The organism is Streptomyces sp. WM6372 (genome assembly GCF_001279655.1).
Lineage (GTDB): Bacteria > Actinomycetota > Actinomycetes > Streptomycetales > Streptomycetaceae > Streptomyces.
In genome coordinates this window covers 77,997-94,022 of sequence record NZ_LGDB01000178.1, presented here as the reverse complement: position 1 = coordinate 94,022, position 16,026 = coordinate 77,997, and the positions used below count along the sequence as shown (strand labels likewise).

The 16,026-nt window shown below is 72.0% G+C and carries 12 protein-coding genes and 1 pseudogene; 5 read left to right on the top strand and 8 right to left on the bottom strand.

Annotated features, from left to right (window positions below; genetic code table 11):
• The first annotated feature begins 23 nt into the window (after nt 1-23).
• Nucleotides 24-1,007, top strand: coding sequence for an EamA family transporter (locus ADK52_RS15670; protein ID WP_053690408.1), 984 nt, complete (start codon nt 24-26; stop codon nt 1,005-1,007).
• Here ADK52_RS15670 and ADK52_RS15665 read toward each other — a convergent pair.
• Both ADK52_RS15665 and ADK52_RS15660 read right to left on the bottom strand, forming a co-directional pair.
• Nucleotides 958-1,455: pseudogene (locus ADK52_RS15665) on the bottom strand (GNAT family N-acetyltransferase); the annotation flags it as partial. The gene ADK52_RS15670 and the pseudogene ADK52_RS15665 overlap by 50 nt on opposite strands.
• A 52-nt stretch (nt 1,456-1,507) precedes the next feature.
• Nucleotides 1,508-2,038 (bottom strand): DUF937 domain-containing protein, encoded by a 531-nt coding sequence (locus ADK52_RS15660; protein WP_053690406.1) that lies wholly within the window; start codon nt 2,036-2,038, stop codon nt 1,508-1,510.
• Nucleotides 2,039-2,381: 343 nt separating this feature from the next.
• Between ADK52_RS15660 and ADK52_RS15655 the strand changes: the two genes are divergently transcribed.
• Both ADK52_RS15655 and ADK52_RS15650 read left to right on the top strand, forming a co-directional pair.
• Nucleotides 2,382-4,628, top strand: coding sequence for an ATP-dependent RecD-like DNA helicase (locus ADK52_RS15655; RefSeq protein WP_053690405.1), 2,247 nt, complete (start codon nt 2,382-2,384; stop codon nt 4,626-4,628).
• 182 nt (nt 4,629-4,810) lie between these two features.
• Complete coding sequence (locus ADK52_RS15650; protein WP_030229520.1) at nt 4,811-6,100, top strand: citrate synthase; 1,290 nt, start codon at nt 4,811-4,813, stop codon at nt 6,098-6,100.
• Nucleotides 6,101-6,482: 382 nt separating this feature from the next.
• Here ADK52_RS15650 and ADK52_RS15645 read toward each other — a convergent pair whose 3' ends face one another.
• From ADK52_RS15645 to ADK52_RS15635, 3 genes are all read right to left on the bottom strand, one after another.
• Complete coding sequence (locus tag ADK52_RS15645; protein WP_053690404.1) at nt 6,483-8,768, bottom strand: heavy metal translocating P-type ATPase; 2,286 nt, start codon at nt 8,766-8,768, stop codon at nt 6,483-6,485.
• Nucleotides 8,769-8,863: 95 nt separating this feature from the next.
• Nucleotides 8,864-9,100 carry a heavy-metal-associated domain-containing protein gene (locus tag ADK52_RS15640; RefSeq protein WP_053690403.1) on the bottom strand — a complete coding sequence of 79 codons (237 nt, stop codon included), beginning with the start codon at nt 9,098-9,100 and terminating at the stop codon, nt 8,864-8,866.
• Between the two features lie 331 nt (nt 9,101-9,431).
• A complete protein-coding gene (locus ADK52_RS15635; RefSeq protein WP_053690402.1) occupies nt 9,432-10,124 on the bottom strand; it encodes a TetR/AcrR family transcriptional regulator in 693 nt (230 codons plus the stop codon).
• A 131-nt stretch (nt 10,125-10,255) separates the two neighbouring features.
• Between ADK52_RS15635 and ADK52_RS15630 the strand changes: the two genes are divergently transcribed.
• Nucleotides 10,256-12,541: an MMPL family transporter gene (locus tag ADK52_RS15630; protein WP_053690401.1), complete on the top strand. Its 2,286-nt coding sequence runs from the start codon at nt 10,256-10,258 to the stop codon at nt 12,539-12,541.
• A gap of 78 nt (nt 12,542-12,619) precedes the next feature.
• Here the strand turns inward: ADK52_RS15630 and ADK52_RS15625 are convergent, their stop codons facing one another.
• The 3 genes from ADK52_RS15625 to ADK52_RS15615 form a co-directional block, all read right to left on the bottom strand.
• Nucleotides 12,620-12,820: a helix-turn-helix transcriptional regulator gene (locus ADK52_RS15625; protein WP_053690400.1), complete on the bottom strand. Its 201-nt coding sequence runs from the start codon at nt 12,818-12,820 to the stop codon at nt 12,620-12,622.
• Between the two features lie 266 nt (nt 12,821-13,086).
• Nucleotides 13,087-14,097: a Gfo/Idh/MocA family protein gene (locus ADK52_RS15620; RefSeq protein WP_053690399.1), complete on the bottom strand. Its 1,011-nt coding sequence runs from the start codon at nt 14,095-14,097 to the stop codon at nt 13,087-13,089.
• A gap of 19 nt (nt 14,098-14,116) precedes the next feature.
• Nucleotides 14,117-15,031 (bottom strand): sugar phosphate isomerase/epimerase family protein, encoded by a 915-nt coding sequence (locus ADK52_RS15615; protein WP_053690398.1) that lies wholly within the window; start codon nt 15,029-15,031, stop codon nt 14,117-14,119.
• Nucleotides 15,032-15,111: 80 nt separating this feature from the next.
• On the opposite strand from ADK52_RS15615, the gene iolC reads away from it, so the two are divergent.
• On the top strand, nt 15,112-16,023 hold the full coding sequence (gene iolC / locus ADK52_RS15610) for a 5-dehydro-2-deoxygluconokinase (protein WP_053690469.1): 912 nt from the start codon (nt 15,112-15,114) through the stop codon (nt 16,021-16,023).
• Nucleotides 16,024-16,026: the final 3 nt, after the last annotated feature.

The following is a 16,026-nucleotide window of genomic DNA, read 5'->3' as shown; positions in this document are numbered from 1 at the left end:
GTCGCCGCGTCGATGCTCGAAGCATGCGTCCCGTTCACACCGCACTCGCCGTACTCGTCGCCGCCGTCTGGGGCTTCAACTTCGTCGTCATCGAGATCGGACTCGGCCACTTCCCGCCGCTGCTCCTGTCCGCCCTGCGCTTCCTCGTCGCCGCGCTGCCCGCCGTGTTCTTCGTCGGCCGGCCCAAGACCGCCTGGAAGTGGATCATCGCGGTCGGAGTGGCCCTCGGAGTCGCCAAGTTCGGCCTCCTCTTCACCGGGATGGCCGCCGGGATGCCGGCCGGACTGTCCTCGCTCGTGCTCCAGGTGCAGTCCGTCTTCACCGCCGTCCTCGCCTCCCTCGTCCTGCGCGAGCGGCCGGGGCGGGTCCGGATGGCCGGCATGGCCGTGGCGCTCGCCGGGATCGCCGTCGCCGCCGTGGACGGGGGCACCTCCGGGCCGGTGCTCGGCTTCACCCTGGTCGTCGCGGCGGCCGCCTGCTGGGGCGTGTCGAACGTGGTGACCCGCAAGGCGTCCCCGCCCGACGCGCTGAACTTCATGGTCTGGGTGTGCACCGTCCCGGTGCTGCCGCTGTTCGCGCTCTCGCTGCTGCTGGAGGGGCCCGAGCGGGACCTGGCCGCGCTGCGGGGACTGGACTGGTCCGGGGCCGCGGTCATCGCCTACGTCGCCTGGGTGTCCACCGTGTTCGGGTTCGGGGCCTGGAACCACCTGCTGAAGCGCTACCCGGCCTCGTCGGTCGCGCCGTTCTCGCTGCTGGTGCCGGTGTTCGGGATGTCCTCGGCCGCGCTGGTCCTGGGCGAGGGGATCTCGGGGCTGCGGTGGGTGGCGGCGCTGCTGCTGGTCGGCGGGGTGGGCATGACCTCGCTGGCCCCCGCCCGCGCGGGCACCACCCGTACGACGGCAGTGGCGGGCGGCGGCGCGGCGCAGGGCCGTACGGCGGAGGGCCGTACGGCGGAGGTCAGCGCGGGGAGTCCTCCTGCAGCGGCAGCCGCCAGTCCTGCCCCGTGAGGGTGACGCCGTACGAGCGGTGCGGGCGCTCGGCGACCAGCGTGAACCCGGCGCGCTCGTACAGGGAACGGGCCGAGGTCAGCACGTCGTTGGTCCACAGCACCAGCTCGCGGTAGCCGACGGAGCGGGCGAACGCGACGACCGCGTCGACGAGGAGGGATCCGATGCCGTGGCCCCGGCCCTCGGGCTCCACCAGCAGCAGTCTCAGCCGTGCCGTGCCGGGCGAGCCGTCCTCGCGGACGCACATCACCGAGCCGACCGGGCGGCCGTCCAGCTCGGCGATCCAGACCCGCTCCAGATACGGGTCGTGGTCCTGGGCGAAGTCCGCGACGATCCGGGCCACCAGACCCTCGAAGTCGGTGTTCCAGCCGTACTCGGCGGCGTAGAGCGCGCCGTGCCGCTGGACGATCCAGCCCAGCTCCCCGGGCTCGGGTTCCCGCAGCCGTACCGGTGCGGCGGAGGTGTCAGCAGGGGGCTCCATGGCGCCCCAGGGTAGCGGGCTACTTCTTGCCGCCGCCCAGGATCTGGCCGAGCAGATCGCCGAGCCCGCCGCCCCCGCCCGGGGCGGCGCCGGGAGCGGCTCCCGGGGCGGCACCCGGGGATCCGGCGGCGTTCTTGCCGGCCGCCGCGCGCTTGGCGAAGACCGTCAGCAGCACCGGGATCAGCATTTCGATGACGCGGGCGACGGTGGCCGCGGGGATGCCGGTCTTCTTGGACACCGCCGCGGCGACCGGCTTGCTCACCTTCGCGAGCACCCCGGCCATCAGGCCACCGCCGAGCAGCCCGCCGCCGAGCGTGGCCACGCCCTGCAACGGGGGTTCGGCCACCTCGGCGAAGGCCTGGCGGACCTCGTTGCCGTCGTCGTCATCGGCGTCGGCCTTCTCCTGGAGGCCGCCCGTCATGGCGCCGACCGTGGTCGCGACGGTCTCGCGGGCGCCCGCCGCGTCGGTACCGAGCAGGCCGGCGATCTCGCCCAGCCGGTCCGGGCCCAGCTCGCCGAGCACGTCATCCTGCAATGAAGGTTCGCTCATGCCCGAAACGCTACTTCTGTGGCGATTCACCGGCACTTCGGATCGGTCCCCGAGGCCGCCGAGGTAATGGAAACGTAAAGTTCCGATTCCGCGTGCAACCCCGGAGCGGGGCAGCGGGTCGTATGGTGCGTCGGCACTTCCGGGGAGGGATCTGGGGGGATCGGGAAGTCCGACACGGGAGGGGTAACCGTGAGGGGGTCCGGCCGCGAGGCCGGACCCCTTCTCGGTTGTCGGGGGCTGAGGGTTGTCGCGTGTCGTCGCGGGCCGTGGCGGGCCGTGGCGGGCCGTCGCGGGTTGTCCACAGGGCTGACGGGCTGTCGGCGCCGGGCGGTAGCTTCGTGCCATGGCAACCAACGGGGCGGTGCAACTGGCGGTGGTCGAGGGGGTGCTCGAGCGCATCACCTACGCCAACGAGGAGAGCGGGTACACGGTCGCCCGCGTCGACACCGGCCGCGGCAGCGGGGACCTGCTCACGGTCGTCGGCTCCCTGCTCGGGGCCCAGCCCGGCGAATCGCTGCGCATGGAGGGCCGCTGGGGATCCCACCCCCAGTACGGCAAGCAGTTCACGGTGGAGAACTACCGCACCGTGCTCCCCGCGACCATCCAGGGCATACGGCGCTACCTCGGCTCCGGCCTGATCAAGGGCATCGGCCCGAAGATCGCCGACCGGATCGTGGAGCACTTCGGCACCGACACCCTCGACGTGATCGAAGAGGCGCCGAAGCGGCTGATCGAGGTGCCCGGACTCGGCCCCAAGAGGACCAAGCTGATCGGCGCCGCCTGGGAGGAGCAGAAGGCGATCAAGGAGGTCATGGTCTTCCTCCAGGGCGTCGGCGTCTCCACCTCCATCGCGGTCCGGATCTACAAGAAGTACGCCGACGCCTCCATCTCGGTGGTCAAGAACCAGCCGTACCGGCTCGCGGCGGACGTGTGGGGCATCGGCTTCCTGACCGCCGACCGGATCGCCCAGGCCGTCGGCATACCGCACGACAGCCCCGAGCGGGTCAAGGCCGGGCTCCAGTACGCCCTGTCCCAGTCCACCGACCAGGGGCACTGCTTCCTGCCCGAGGAGCGGCTCATCGCCGACGGGGTCAAGCTGCTCCAAGTGGACACCGGGCTGGTCATCGAATGCCTGGCCGAGCTCGCCGCCGATCCGGAGGGGGTCGTCCGGGAGGCCGTGCCCGATCCGCAGGGCGGGCCGGACCCGCTGACCGCCGTGTACCTGGTCCCCTTCCACCGGGCGGAGTTGTCGCTGGTCGGGCAGGTGCGGCGGCTCCTGAACGCCGAGGACGACCGGATGCCGGGCTTCCAGGACGTGGACTGGGACAAGGCCTTCGGCTGGCTGGCCGGGCGCACCGGGGCCAAGCTGGCCCCCGAGCAGCGGGACGCCGTCACCCTGGCGCTGACCCGCCGGGTGGCCGTCCTGACCGGCGGGCCGGGCTGCGGGAAGTCCTTCACCGTCCGCTCGATCGTGGAGCTGGCCCGGGCCAAGAAGGCCAAGGTGGTGCTCGCCGCGCCCACCGGCCGGGCCGCGAAGCGGCTCTCGGAGCTCACCGGGGCCGAGGCCTCCACCGTGCACCGGCTGCTGGAGCTCAAACCGGGCGGGGACGCGGCGTACGACCGGGAGCGCCCGCTGGACGCGGACCTGGTCGTCGTCGACGAGGCTTCGATGCTGGACCTGCTGCTGGCGAACAAGCTGGTCAAGGCGGTGGCACCGGGTGCGCACCTGCTGCTGGTCGGGGACGTGGACCAGCTGCCCTCGGTCGGCGCCGGCGAGGTGCTGCGGGACCTGCTGGCCGAGGGCGGTCCCGTACCCGCGGTCCGGCTGACCAGGATCTTCCGGCAGGCCCAGCAGTCGGGCGTGGTCACGAACGCCCACCGGATCAACACCGGCCTGCCGCCGCTCACCGACGGGCTGCCGGACTTCTTCCTGTTCCCGGAGGAGGACACCGAGGAGGCCGGGCGGCTCGCCGTGGACGTGGCCGCCCGGCGGATTCCGGCCAGGTTCGGGCTGGACCCGCGCCGCGACATCCAGGTGCTCGCGCCCATGCACCGCGGCCCGGCCGGCGCCGGAAACCTCAACGGGCTGCTCCAGCAGGCCATCACGCCGGCCCGGCCGGACCTGCCGGAGAAGCGGTTCGGCGGCCGGGTCTTCCGCGTCGGCGACAAGGTCACCCAGATCCGCAACAACTACGAGAAGGGCGCCAACGGCGTCTTCAACGGCACGGTCGGCGTGGTCACCGCCCTCGACGTGGACGAGCAGCGGCTGACGGTGCGGACGGAGGAGGACGAGGAGATCGGTTACGAGTTCGCCGAACTGGACGAGCTGGCGCACGCGTACGCCGTCACCATCCACCGTTCCCAGGGGAGTGAATATCCGGCCGTGGTGATCCCCGTCACCACCGGGGCTTGGATGATGCTCCAGCGCAACTTGCTCTACACGGCGGTGACCAGGGCGAAGAAACTGGTGGTACTGGTCGGGTCCCGCAAAGCGCTCGGCCAGGCTGTGCGTACCGTTTCCGCAGGCAGGAGGTACACGGCGGTCGCGCCCAGGCTGTCCGGCCGGATACCGGTGGGAAACATCACCTAGATGATCGATCATTTTGGGTTCCCGCACCGGTGCGGAGGGGGCAGGATGAGCAGGTTGAAGGCACTCAGTGCCGTCAAAAAGACCAAAGGCCGACCCCGAGTGCACTCTCCTGCGCCAAATGGGGGAAGGTAGAGGCAGTCAGGGCACCTCGAAGAAGAGGCACTACGTCGGTGAGGGATGACGTGAGCGACAACTCTGTAGTACTCCGGTACGCGGACGGTGAATACACCTACCCGGTGGTCGAAAGCACCGTCGGTGACCAGGGCTTCGACATCTCGAAGCTGAGGGCCCAGACCGGGCTCGTCACCTTGGACAGCGGCTACGGCAACACCGCCGCCTACAAGTCCGCGATCACCTACCTCGACGGTGAGCAGGGCATCCTGCGTTACCGCGGTTACCCGATCGAGCAGCTGGCCGAGCGTTCGACCTTCATCGAGGTCGCGTACCTGCTGATCAACGGTGAGCTGCCGACCGTCGACCAGCTCGCGTCGTTCCGCAACGAGATCACCCAGCACACGCTGCTGCACGAGGACGTGAAGCGGTTCTACGACGGCTTCCCGCGTGACGCGCACCCGATGGCGATGCTGTCCTCCGTGGTCAGCGCGCTGTCGACGTTCTACCAGGACAGCCACAACCCGTTCGACGAGAAGCAGCGCCACCTCTCGACGATCCGCCTGCTGGCCAAGCTGCCGACGATCGCGGCCTACGCGTACAAGAAGTCGGTCGGCCACCCGGTCGTCTACCCGCGCAACGACCTCGGCTACGTCGAGAACTTCCTGCGCATGACCTTCTCCGTGCCGGCCCAGGAGTACGACCTGGACCCGGTCGTGGTCTCGGCGCTCGACAAGCTGCTGATCCTGCACGCGGACCACGAGCAGAACTGCTCGACCTCCACCGTGCGCCTGGTCGGCTCCTCGCAGGCGAACATGTTCGCCTCGATCTCCGCCGGCATCTCGGCCCTGTGGGGTCCGCTGCACGGTGGCGCCAACCAGTCCGTTCTGGAGATGCTCGAGGGCATCAAGAACGACGGCGGCGACGTCGACGCCTTCATCCGCAAGGTGAAGAACAAGGAAGACGGCGTCCGCCTCATGGGCTTCGGACACCGCGTCTACAAGAGCTTCGACCCCCGGGCGAAGATCATCAAGGCCGCGGCGCACGACGTCCTCTCGGCGCTCGGCAAGAGCGACGAGCTGCTCGACATCGCGCTCAAGCTGGAAGAGCACGCGCTGGCCGACGAGTACTTCGTCTCGCGCAACCTCTACCCGAACGTGGACTTCTACACCGGCCTGATCTACCGGGCCATGGGCTTCCCGACCGAGATGTTCACCGTGCTCTTCGCGCTCGGCCGCCTTCCCGGCTGGATCGCCCAGTGGCACGAGATGATCAAGGAGCCGGGTTCCCGCATCGGCCGCCCGCGCCAGATCTACACCGGTGAGGTCCTGCGCGACTTCGTCCCGGTCGAGGCCCGCTGACCCGAGGTCCCTCGAAGCTTGCGAAAAGCGCCCCGCCGTCGATCCCCCCACGGGTCGACGGTCGGGGCGCTTTCCTTTCCCCGGAACGGATTCCCCCCACGGGACCCGAGCCGGGGCGTCGGCGAGGAGCGCACGCGCGGTGCGCTCCGGTGGGTGTCTGCCGGGACCCGTACGGGTCGGGAGGGCCGCTCAAAGCACCCCGTTGGGCACGCGTCCCGGCCGGCTGATGCCTCGGACGTCCCCCAAGACCCCCGTGAACGTCCCCCAAGACGTTCCTGGCATCGCCCCATTAGACCCACTGCAGTGCCGGATGGTTACGTTGCAATCACTGTGATCTGCGTCTCCCGTGAAGGAAGTGTGCGCAGACTGGGGAGAAGATCCATTAGCGGAAGGTTCGCAACCGGAGGCTGTTGCTCACCACGAAAACGGAGGAGAACGCCATCGCGGCCCCCGCAATCATCGGGTTGAGCAGGCCTGCTGCCGCGAGGGGCAAGGCGGCCACGTTGTAGCCGAAGGCCCAGAACAGGTTGCCCTTGATGGTGGCCAGGGTCCGGCGGGAGAGCCGGATCGCGTCCGCCGCCACCCGCAGGTCCCCCCGTGCGAGGGTCAGGTCACCCGCCTCGATCGCGGCGTCGGTGCCGGTGCCCATGGCCAGGCCCAGGTCCGCCTGGGCCAGCGCGGCCGCGTCGTTCACCCCGTCGCCCACCATGGCGACCGTACGGCCCTGCGCCTGGAGCCGGCGTACGACGTCCACCTTGTCCTGCGGGAGGACCTCGGCGATCACCTCTTCGATGCCGACCGCGCGGGCCACCGTCTCGGCGACCGCCTTGTTGTCGCCGGTCAGCAGCACCGGGGTCAGGCCCAGCGCCCGCAGCTGCGACACCGCCTCGGCGCTGGTCTCCTTGACCGCGTCGGCCACGGTCAGGACCCCGCGGGCCGCCCCGTCCCAGGCCACCAGGACGGCGGTGGCGCCCTCGGCCTCGGCGGCCGCCTTGGCGTCCGCGAGGCCGGCGGGCAGGGCGATCGACCAGTCGGACAGCAGCCGCTCGCGGCCGACCAGGACGGCATGTCCGTCGACGACGCCCTGGACGCCGAGTCCGGCGAGGTTGTCGAAGGACTCCGGGACCGGCAGGGCGCCCGCTGCCTCGGCCGCCCCGGTGGCGACGGCCCGCGCGATCGGGTGCTCGGAAGCGTGCTCCAGCGCGCCCGCGAGCCGCAGCAGTTCGTGCTCGTCCACGCCTTCGGCGGGGTGCACGCCGGTCAGGGTCATCCGGCCGGTGGTGACGGTGCCGGTCTTGTCGAGCACGATCGTGTCCACGCGGCGGGTGGACTCCAGTACCTCGGGGCCCTTGATGAGGATGCCGAGCTGCGCGCCCCGCCCCGTACCGACCATCAGCGCGGTCGGCGTGGCCAGGCCCAGGGCGCAGGGGCAGGCGATGATCAGGACGGCCACGGCGGCGGTGAAGGCTGCGGTGGGGTTGTCGGTGATCAGCAGCCAGGTGACCCAGGTGCCGAGTGCCAGCACGAGGACGACCGGTACGAAGACCCCGGAGATCCGGTCGGCGAGGCGCTGCACCTCGGCCTTGCCGTTCTGCGCCTCCTCGACGAGCCGGGCCATGCGGGCGAGCTGGGTGTCGGCGCCGATCCGGGTGGCCTCGACGACGAGGCGGCCCGAGGTGTTGACGGTGGCGCCGGTGACGGAGTCGCCCACGGCGACGTCGACGGGGACGGACTCGCCGGTCAGCATCGAGGCGTCCACGGCGGAGGCGCCCTCGACGACCGTGCCGTCCGTGGCGATCTTCTCGCCCGGCCGGACGACGAACCGGTCGCCGACCGCGAGCCGCGCCACCGGGATCCGTACCTCGGTGCCGCCGCGCAGGACAGCGACGTCCTTCGCGCCGAGCTCCAGCAGGGCCTTGAGGGCGGCGCCGGCCTTCCGCTTGGAGCGGGCCTCCAGGTAGCGGCCGAGCAGGATGAAGCTGACGACGCCGGCGGCGACCTCCAGGTAGATCGAGTCGGAGCCGTCCGTGCGGGAGATCGAGAAGTCGAACGCGTGCCGCATGCCCGGCATCCCGGCGTGGCCGAAGAACAGGGCCCACAGCGACCAGGCGAAGGCGGCGAGCGTGCCGACCGAGACCAGGGTGTCCATGGTGGCGGCGCCGTGCCGGGCGTTGGTCCAGGCGGCCTTGTGGAAGGGGAGGGCGCCCCAGACGACCACGGGGGCGGCCAGGGTCAGCGAGAGCCACTGCCAGTTGTCGAACTGGAGGGCCGGGATCATCGACAGCAGGACGACGGGGAGGGCCAGGGCGGCGGAGACCAGCAGCCGCTGGCGCAGCGCGGCCAGTTCGGGGTCGCGCGCGGGCTCGGCTCCGGCCCCGGTCCCGGGGTGCGCGGTCTCCGGTTCCGGTTCCGGCGGCGGGGGCTCCTCGGCGGTGTACCCGGTCTTGACGACGGTCGCGATCAGGTCGGCGACCTGGACGCCGCCCCCGTACGAGACGCGCGCCTTCTCGGTGGCGTAGTTCACCGTGGCGCTGACCCCGTCCATCCGGTTCAGCTTCTTCTCGATGCGGGCGGCGCAGGAGGCGCAGGTCATCCCGCCGATGGTCAGCTCGACCTCGGCGGCCTCGGCCGCCGCTATGGGCCCGTCGTGCACTGTGCTGCTGCTCATGTCCGGCTCCAGGGGGAGGGCCGGGTCGTACGGAACCAGTATGAGCTGGCCGGCACGACCCGGCGGGGCACTGCGAAGGAGGGAGGGGAGGGAGCTCAGCCGGCCTGGCCGGCGAACGCGTACCCGGCCTCGTCCACGGCGGCGCGCACGTCCTCCTCGGCGAGCGGGGCGGCGGAGACCACGGTGACCTCGCCGGTCGCGGCGACGGCCTTGACCGAGCTGACGCCGGGCAGGGCGGAGATCTCGGTGGTCACCGCGCCCTCGCAGTGGCCGCAGGTCATGCCGGTCACCCGGTAGACGGTGGTGGTCTGGGTGTCCGTCTCGGCGGTCATGTCGTTCTCCTCTTCAAGGGCGTGTCCGGTCGCCGGGGGGCGGCGGAGCCGGGTGTTGTCACCCCACCGTCCTCCCGACATTCGAAGACTATACCCCTAGGGGGTATCAAAGCGAGTGTGCGAAGCCACGGCCGGGGCGAGGTTCCGGTGAAGGGTGCGTACGGCGCGCCGCCGGGGGCGGGCTACGCGGGGGCGGTCCCCGCGGTCCCCGCGGTCCCCGCGGTCCCTCCCCGCGGTCCCCGCGGTCCCCGCGGTCCCCGCGGTCCCCGCGGTCCCCGCGGTCCCCGCGGTCCCCGCGGTCCCCGCGGTCCCCGCGGTCCCCGCGGCCGGGTCAGTGCAGGTGGGGGGTGGCGACCATGGGCTCCACGTAGCGCAGCAGCACGGTCTTCAGCTCGGTGACGTACGCGGCGCGCTCGGCTCCCTCGCTCGCCAGGATCAGGTCGAGCGCCGCCTTGAAGATGCCCAGGATCATGCCGGAGACCCGGGTGAGCTCCTCGGGCGAGCTGTCCGGGCAGAAGGTGCGCACGATGTCCTGGACCCGGGTCAGCAGGCCGGAGTGCAGCTCCTCGCGCTCCTGGGTGATGCCGGGGATGCCGGAGCCGTGCATCAGGGCCCAGAAGGCCGGGTTCTCGCAGTTGAAGGCGATGACCGGGTCCAGGACGGCGTCGAGCAGTTCGGGCAGGGGCTTGTCCAGGTTCTCGGGGAGGAAGGCCTGGCCGTGCATGTCGCGGGCGCGCCGGAGCAGCTCGCCGCCCAGGTGGATGGCGATGGCCTCCTTGTTCGGGAAGAACTGGTAGAGCGTGCCCGGTGAGACCTCCGCCTCGCGGGCGATGGCGTTGGTGCTGGCCGCGGCGTAGCCGGTACGGCAGAACACGCTGGCGGCGGCGTCCAGGAGCTGGGCGATCCGGCGTTCGCCGCGGGCCTGGCGGCGCGGGGCGGCCGTCTTCCCGGCGGTCTTCTCGCCAGTTTTCTTGGCGGCCTTTGGGGCTTTCGCGGCGTTTTCGGCCTGGGGCCTCTCGGGCATGTCCCGTCCCTTGCTTCCCGTGGGTGATTGACAAACGCGAGAGTTCGCTCGCATTCTTGGAAAACGCGAGCGTCTGCTCGTGTTTGCCAGCTTAAGTCGTCTGGCAATCACGGTGAAGGGGACACCGAGTCATGTCCGAAGTCAAAAATCCGTCGTCGTCAGGGGAGAGCGGACGGTGGACCCGGTTCGTCACGGCCCGGCCGCGGCTCTCACTGCTGCTCGCCCTCGTGGTCACGGCCCTGGCCGTCCTCGCGGGCGGTGGCGTCGCCGACCGCATGGGCAGCGGCGGCTGGGAGGACCCGGATGCCCGGTCCACCTACGCCGCCAAGGTGCTGGAGCGCGAGTTCCCGGGCTCCCAGCCCAACCTCCTCCTGCTGGTGGACGCCGCCGGGTCGGGGGTGTCCGGGGTGGACGATCCCGCCGTCGCCGCCGAGGCCGAGCGGCTGACCGCTCAACTCGCCTCCGAACAGGGGGTGGCCGGGGTCGGCTCGTACTGGCGCACGCACCTGCCCGCGCTGCGCTCCGAGGACGGCCGGCAGGCCCTGATCGCCGCCCGGGTGCTCGGCGACGAGAAGACCCGCGCCGCCGTGCTGGAGCGGATCGCCCCGCGCTACCGGGGCGGGCACGGGCCGGTGAAGGTCTCCCTCGGGGGCCCCGTCGCCGTCCAGCGCGAGGTGACCACCACCATCCAGGAGGACCTGCTGCGCGCCGAGGTGATCGCCCTGCCGGTGACCCTCGTCCTGCTCGTCATCGTCTTCGGCAGCGCCGTGGCCGCGTTGCTGCCGCTGGGCGTGGGCATCGTCGCCATCCTCGGCACCAATGCCGTGCTGCGCGGCCTCACCGAGTTCACCGACGTCTCCGTCTTCGCCCAGAACCTGACCACCGCACTCGGTCTCGGACTCGCCATCGACTACGCCCTGTTCATCGTGCGCAGGTTCCGCGAGGAGCTCGCCGCCGGGCGGGATCCAGTGGCGGCGGTGGGGGCCACCTTGCGCACCGCCGGGCGCACGGTGCTGTTCTCCGCGCTGACCGTGGCCGTCTCGCTCTCGGCGATGCTGTTCTTCCCGATGTACTTCCTGCGCTCCTTCGCCTATGCCGGGGTCGCGGTGGTCCTGCTCGCGGCGGCCGCCGCCCTCGTCCTGCTGCCGGCGGCGCTGGTGCTCCTCGGGGAGCGGGTCAACTCCTTCGACCTGCGGCGGCTGTGGCGGCGCAACCGGCCCGGGGCGGGCGCCGGGACTCCGGGCACGGCCGCCGGGGCCGAGACCGGGCGGGGCTGGGCGCGGACGACCGCGCTGGTGATGCGCCGGGCCCCGGTCTTCGCCATCGCCACCACGGCCGGGCTACTGCTCCTCGGACTGCCCTTCCTCGGGGTGAAGTTCGGCACCGTGGACGACCGGCAGCTGCCGGAGACGGCCGCCTCCCACCTGGTCCAGCAGCAGATCCGCGACGGCTTCCCGGGCAGCCCCGGCGCCGGGCTGACCGTGCTGGCCGAGGGCGCGGCCGGTCCCGCCGACCTCGCCGCCTACCGGGACCGGCTGGCCGCCCTGCCCGGGGTGCGGGTGGACGGGCCGGTGAGTTCCGGATCCCGGCCGGGATACGCGTACATCTCGGTGGTCACCGACGGCGAGCCGGTGGGGCGGCAGGCCCAGGACCTCGTCGGGGAGGTGCGCAAGGTGGACGCCCCGTTCGACACCGCGGTGACCGGACAGGCGGCCGTCCTCGTCGACGCCCAGAAGGCGATAGCGGAGAAACTGCCGGCCGCGCTGGCCCTGGTGGTCCTGGCCACGCTCCTGCTGGTCTTCCTGCTCACCGGAAGCGTGCTGATACCCGTCCAGGCGGTCCTGCTGAACGCGCTGAGCCTGACGGCGATGTTCGGGGCGGTGGTGTGGATCTTCCAGGACGGCCACCTCTCCGGACCGCTCTCCTTCACCTCCACCGGGGACATCGAGACCACCCTGCCCGTGCTGATGTTCTGCATCGCCTTCGGACTCTCCATGGACTACGGGGTGTTCCTCATATCCCGCATCAAGGAGGAGTACGAGCGGACCGGGGACCACGAGGGAGCGGTGCGCACCGGACTGGTCCGCACGGGCGGGCTGATCACCGCGGCGGCCGTGATCCTGGCGGTGGTGATGGTGGCCATCGGCAGCTCCCGGGTGACCAACACCAAGATGCTGGGGCTCGGGATCGCGCTGGCCGTCCTGATGGACGCGCTGGTCGTACGGAGTCTGCTGGTGCCGGCGGTCATGAAGCTGACGGGCAGGGCCACCTGGTGGGCTCCGGCCCCGCTGCGGCGGCTGCACGAGCGGTTCGGACTGAGCGAGGGGGAGTCGGTACCGACGGCGTCACCGCAGGCGGCGGGCGAGGCCCCGGGGGAGGCCCCGGAGCCGGACCGCGTACCGGCGGGGAGCCGCTAGCGGACACCCCCCAGGGGGTGGGCGGGGGAGCGGGTCCGGGCCCCGGCGGCCGCGGCCGGCGCCGGGGCCCGGCCGGGGTCAGTCCTCGCGCCGGCCCCGGTTGCCGGGGCGGCGGGCCACCCAGGTGCGGATCGTGTCGGCGTACCAGTAGGGCTTGCCGGCTTCCACGTGGTCGGGAGCGGGGAGCAGCCCGTGCTTGCGGTACGAGCGCACCGTGTCCGGCTGGACCCGGATATGGGCGGCGATCTCCTTGTACGACCACAGCTGTCGGTCGCTCATCCACGACACCTCCTTGTCCACGGGGCGGGGCCGGCCGGGAGGCCGTCGGGGGAGCCGACGCGTGGACAGTGACGATCACTCGGGTTGTGCCCGGAGAACGACAGAGGGTGAAGGCGCGGGAGGCCTTGTCGACCGGCTGTGACGAAATACCCGCGTAACGGGGATATGCGTGACACAAGGGCGACGCCCGTGACACATGCAGCACAACAGGGACGAGCGGGAGGGGCGGGAGGGGGGGGGGGAGTGGGAGGGGCCGGGAGGGGGGGTCAGCGGTAGAGGGCGGGGCGCTCCACCAGCTCCACCGGGGTCCGTACGCCGCTGTGCGCGGCGGCGAGGCCCGCCGCGGAGACGGCCGCCGCCGCGTAACCGTCCCAGGCGTCGGGCCCGGCCACCCGGCCCTGCGCGGCCGCGGCCACCCAGCGCCGCAGCTGGCGGTCGTACGCATCGGCGAAGCGCACGGTGAAGTCCTGCACGATCTCACCGGAGCTGCGGCCCGCGGACCGGACGACCATCCCCTGCCCCTCGCCGATCTGGGCGCTGCCGGACTCGCCGACCGCCTCGCACCGGACCTCGTAGCCGAAGCCGCAGTTGACGAAGATCTCCACGTCCACGATGGCCCCGCCCGCGGTCTCCAGCAGGACCAGCCGCGGATCGCGCAGCCCCTCGGGGGCCGCCGAACTGGGCCGCGGGGAGAGCACGGACACCGCCGTGATCTCCTGCCCGAGCAGCCAGCGCGCCGCGTCGACCTCATGCACGACGGAGTCGGTGATCAGCATGTCGCTGGTGAAGAAGGAGGGCGAGGAGGCATTGCGGTGCCGGCAGTGCAGGAACAGCGGCCGGCCGATCCCGCCCGCGTCCAGCAGCTCCTTCAGCCGCTCGTACTCGGCGTCGAACCGCCGCATGAACCCCACCTGCACTAGGCGCCGGCCCAGCCGCCGCTCCGCCTCCATCACCCGCAGCGCCCCGGCCGGGTCCGGGGTCAGCGGCTTCTCGCACAGCACCGGCAACTCCCGCCCCAGGGCGTGCAGGATCGCCTCCTCGTGGGCGGGCCCGGGGGAGGCGATCAGTACGGCCTGGACTCCGGGAGCGGCTATCGCGGCGGCCGGATCCGTGTGCGCGCTCGCCCCGTCCAGACCCGCCGCGACCGCCTTCACCCGGTCCCCGTCCGGATCGGCCACGGCCACCACCCGGGCCCCGCCCACCGTCCGCCCGATCCGGCGGACATGGTCGGCGCCCATCTTCCCCGTCCCGATGACGGCGATGCCCAGCGTGCTCATGTCGTGTTCCCTCCGGGAGTCAGCGGGCGCCGCAGGAGCGCAGGTAGGCGCGGGTGCGGCGGGCGATCGGCAGCGGCCGGTCGGGCGGACACGGGTACATGTCCTGTTCCACGATGGCGAAGAGGTCCACGCCGAGCCGCTGGGCGGCCGCGAGGACGGGCTCCAGCGCGGGCACCCCCGACGGAGGCTCGCACATCACCCCGCGGCCCACGGCCGGCCCGAAGGGCAGCTGCTCCGCCAGGACTTCGGCGAGGATCCGCGGATCGACCTGCTTGAGGTGGAGGTAGCCGATCCGCTCGGCGAAGGTCTCGATGGCCTGGACGCTGTCGCCGCCGCAGTAGGCGTAGTGCCCGGTGTCCAGGCACAGCGAGACCAGGTCCGGGTCGGTGGCGTCCAGGAAGCGGGCCACGTTCGAAGGGGTGTCGATGTGCGTGTCGGCGTGCGGGTGGACGACGATCCGCAGCCCGTACCGGTCCTGCACCTCGCGGCCCAGGCGCTCGGTCTGCGAGGCGAGTTCACGCCATTGCGCGGGGGTGAGGGTGCGGTCCTCCAGCACCTTGCCGGTCTTGTCGTCGCGCCAGAAGGACGGGATGACGACGAGGTGGCCCGCGCCCATGGCCTGAGTCAGCGCCGCGATCCGCGACACGTGCTCCCAGGTCTGCGCCCAGACGGCGGGCCCGTGATGGAGTCCGGTGAAGACGGTGCCGGCGCTGACCCGCAGGCCCCGTTCGGCGGTCTCCTCGGCGAGGCGGGCGGGGTCGGTGGGGAGGTAGCCGTACGGGCCGAGCTCGATCCACTCGTACCCGGAGTCGGAGACCTCGTCGAGGAACCGCTCCCACGGGGTCTGGAGCGGATCGTCGGGGAACCAGACACCCCAGGAGTCCGGAGCCGAACCGATGCGGATACGGGTCAACGCGGGCGGGGAGGACGTCATGACGGCCACCTTAGGGTGCGAGACGAGTGGGAGGACTGCCTGTGACGACCGCGGACGATGTCGCGTTCGACGTGATCACCATGGGGCGGATCGGGGTGGATCTCTACCCGCTGAAAACGGGTGTACCGCTGGCGGAAGCGGACACCTTCGGGAAGTTCCTGGGCGGCTCGCCCACCAACGTCGCCGTCGCGGCGGCCCGCCTCGGCCGCCGGGTGGCGGTGATCACCCGGACCGGCGCGGATCCCTTCGGCGACTATCTACGGGCTGAGCTGCGCGGATTCGGGGTGGACGACCGGTGGGCCGGGTCGGTGGCGCGGTACCCGACCCCACTGACGTTCTGCGAGATCTTCCCGCCGGACGATTTCCCCCTGTACTTCTACCGGCTGCCGAAGGCCCCCGACCTGGAGATCGAGCCGGAGGAGCTGGACCTGGCGGCGGTACGGGCCGCGCGGGTGTTCTGGATGACGGGGACGGGCCTGAGCGCTCAGCCGAGCCGGTCCGCGACCCTCGCCGCGCTGGAGGCGCGCTCGAAGTCCGGGATCACGGTCTTCGACCTCGACTGGAGGCCGATGCTGTGGGAGGAGGAGCCGGGCGAGGCGTACGCACGGGCACTGGGTCTGGCCACGGTGGCGGTCGGGAACGTGCAGGAGTGCGCGATCGCGACCGGCGAGTCCGAACCGCGGGCCGCGGCGCGGGCGCTGCTGGCGGCCGGGGTGGAGCTGGCGGTGGTGAAACGGGGACCGGAAGGGGTACTGGCGATGCGGCGGGACGGAACGGTGGTGGAAGCCGCGGCGGTCCCGGTGCAGGTGGTGAACGGGCTGGGGGCCGGGGACGCGTTCGGGGGCGCCCTGTGCCACGGGCTGCTGGCGGGATGGGACCTGGAGCGGGTGCTCCGCTTCGCCAACGCGGCGGGGGCGATCGTGGCTTCGAGGCTGGCGTGCTCGTCGGCGATGCCGTACGCCCAGGAAGTGGAGGAGGTGCTGGAGCCGTGACGG